The sequence below is a fragment of the Paenibacillus sp. P4_A7 genome, assembly GCF_056402455.1.
Map to the genome: position 1 here is coordinate 1 of NZ_JBFUHJ010000605.1, position 2,774 is coordinate 2,774.

At 44.0% G+C, this 2,774-nt stretch carries 2 protein-coding genes and 1 pseudogene; 1 reads left to right on the forward strand and 2 read right to left on the reverse strand.

All coding sequences use genetic code 11. The features are described from left to right. Positions 1 to 511, reverse strand: a pseudogene (locus AC1DWN_RS31735) (aldolase); the annotation flags it as partial. 516 nt (positions 512 to 1,027) lie between these two features. On the opposite strand from AC1DWN_RS31735, the gene AC1DWN_RS31740 reads away from it, so the two are divergent. Then, the gene (locus AC1DWN_RS31740; RefSeq protein WP_477562838.1) at positions 1,028 to 2,110 is read left to right on the forward strand and encodes a bifunctional 3-deoxy-7-phosphoheptulonate synthase/chorismate mutase; all 1,083 of its coding nucleotides are present in this window, start codon (positions 1,028 to 1,030) and stop codon (positions 2,108 to 2,110) included. A 105-nt stretch (positions 2,111 to 2,215) separates the two neighbouring features. On the opposite strand, the gene AC1DWN_RS31745 is transcribed toward AC1DWN_RS31740, so the two are convergent. Continuing rightward, entirely contained in the window at positions 2,216 to 2,773 is a 558-nt protein-coding gene (locus AC1DWN_RS31745) for a YcnI family copper-binding membrane protein (RefSeq protein ID WP_477562839.1), read from the reverse strand. Position 2,774: the final 1 nt, after the last annotated feature.

The window sequence follows — 2,774 nt, forward strand, 5'->3', positions numbered from 1 at the left end:
GAATATCTCCATCTACCATATAGCCGCCTTTCTCTTTGTTAGGCAGCATAACAAGTGGCTCTACCATCAGCGGCATGCCATATTTCTCGCATTCTGTTTTCAGAATAGCTATGTTGCGCACACATTGATGATGCAGCTCCGGCTGACMGGGCAGCAGCAATAAATTGACGCATACCGCTACAGCATCCAAACGAACGGCCTGCTCAATCGCGCGGTCGATCAGCTCACTAAACAGAAAACGCGGCAATACATTACCGTAGATATTAGCAGCATCTGTTCGAAGTACTAGACCTGGCTTTTGCTTTCCTGGTATTTCTTGCAGATGTCTAGCTTGGCCTGCGCTAAGCTGGATGCAATCCGGTCCCGCTTTAACAACCGTTTCAATTGCGCTTTTCATATTCTCAATGCCGGATAGGAAGGAAAATTCATTAAAAAATCCATGATCAATTGCAACATCAAAACATTTACCTTGCGCACTGAACATTCGATTTAATCTAGCTTTCGTTGACATAATAATGACAGCTCCTCATGATTCGTATTGTTTCAATGAATGTTTGTTTGTAACATTATGATATAACAAAAGAACATTTTTGTCTAGAAAATGTTGTAAAACTTTATACTTTACCGCAATAATGCAAACATGCTTTAAATGGGATGCTTGCGACGATTAATTTTAATACGTTAAAATCCTCCTAAATCAACCTCACGCTGCACAAAGGCAATGAAGGAGAGAGTAAGCAGAGCACATTCCTAACAGGGACGGATCGCCAGAGACTGAAAGCGACCGAACGAATGACCTGCCGAAGTTCACTCCCGAGCCGATACCTGATCGTAAGCCAGTTCTTGGATTATTTTAGGGATATCCGTACTCCCTTCGTTAAAGGGCTACAAGAGAAGAGTAAAAGACTATGAATTAGAGTCTTTGAGCTCTTCTAAATTAGGGTGGTACCACGACTTCTCGTACCTTTCAGACGAGAGGTCTTTTTTGTATTTCAAAAAATATATTTTCTTAAAGGAGAGAGCTGCCGTGAGCCAAAAAAAATTAGCTAAATTACGTGAGGAAATGGATGCAATAAACCTTCAGCTCCTCGAAACGATGTCCCAAAGAGCACGAATCGCTCTGGAGATCGGGCTGGAGAAGGAAAAACAAGGAGTACCTAAATTCGATCCTGTTCGTGAAAAGAAAATGTTAGATGGCCTTACCGCTCAAAATAACGGACCCTTCGATGATGAAACCGTTCGTCACCTATTCAAACAAATCTTTCAAGCGTCATTAAAGCTTCAAGAAACGGATCACCAAAAAGTACTGCTCGTAAGCCGCAAAAAACAGAAGGAAAATACAGTCGTTACGATAGGCGATACTTCCGTCGGAAATGGAAAGCCTATACTAATTGCCGGCCCTTGTTCCGTTGAGAGCTATGAACAAGTTCGTAAAGTAGCAGCCGTTCTTAAAGCTGCCGGAATTACAGTTATGCGCGGAGGTGCTTTCAAACCTAGAACGTCTCCGTATGATTTTCAGGGTCTTGGGATTGAGGGTTTGAGAATTTTGAAGGAGGTTGGAGCTGAATTCGGATTAAAAACGATTAGTGAAATCGTTGATCCCGCACATATCGAGCTGGCAGCAAGCTACATCGACATTATTCAAATCGGTGCGAGAAATATGCAAAACTTCGAATTGCTCAAAGCGGCTGGTGACGTGAGAACGCCAATCCTCTTAAAACGCGGCTTGGCAGCGACACTTGATGAGTTTCTCCATTCCGCAGAATACATCGTATCCAGAGGAAATACACAAGTCATGCTGATTGAAAGAGGAATTCGCACTTACGAAAAAGCTACCCGGAATACACTTGATATATCCGCGGTGCCTATTCTAAAGCTGGAAAGCCATCTGCCTGTCCTTGTCGATGTTACCCATTCGACTGGCCGTAAAGATATTTTGGCCCCTTGTGCGAAAGCCGCTCTTGCCGCCGGTGCTGACGGTGTCATGCTGGAGGTGCATCCCGATCCGGCAACTGCGTTGTCCGACGCGGCGCAGCAGCTGAATTTTGAGGAATTCGAGGTCTTCTTGGAGGAATTAAAGCAATCCGGGTTAATGAAGAGCAAATTGTAAGGCTGATTTGCAATGTTGTTCGCAGCGCAGCATCTGAATGGAAAAAGCCGAACGACTGTCAGGTATGAGTACCTGTGCTTCGTTCGGCTTTTCGTTTTACAGCTATTATTTTGCTTTTTTACGTAAAGAAATAATTAAGGCTAGGAAGCCTAGTACCAATGCTGCAATAGAGAAATAAAGAAGTAGATCATTATTCGCCTTATCGGCTTCCTCTCCGCCCGCAGTTGTATGTCCATGGCCATCCACAGCTGCGCCAGTTGGTTTTGCTTTGACCGTCGTTACTGAAGCCGGTTTATCTGCTCCATCCGCACCGATCCACTCTACCACACTTCCATCCTCATACGTCTGGTATGCCTTCCACACTATTTCAGCAGCGTTGTCACCAACTTTACCCTGCATATTAAACTCACCAAACTCTGTTGCAGAAAGCCCTGTACCAGTCGTTGTCCACACTACAGCTGTAATTTTCCCTGTCGCATCTTTGGTAAGCTCATATTTCCAATCTGCTTTTGGTTCAAAACGTGAAATCGTTACATCATCGGAAATTTTCACTTCAACCTTCACAGTCGCAATATCTTTTTCATTTGGAACACGAACCGTAAATTTCTCATAAGAGCCCTGAGTCGTTTCTTTTGGATAGACACCCACATGCGCACTAGCGATT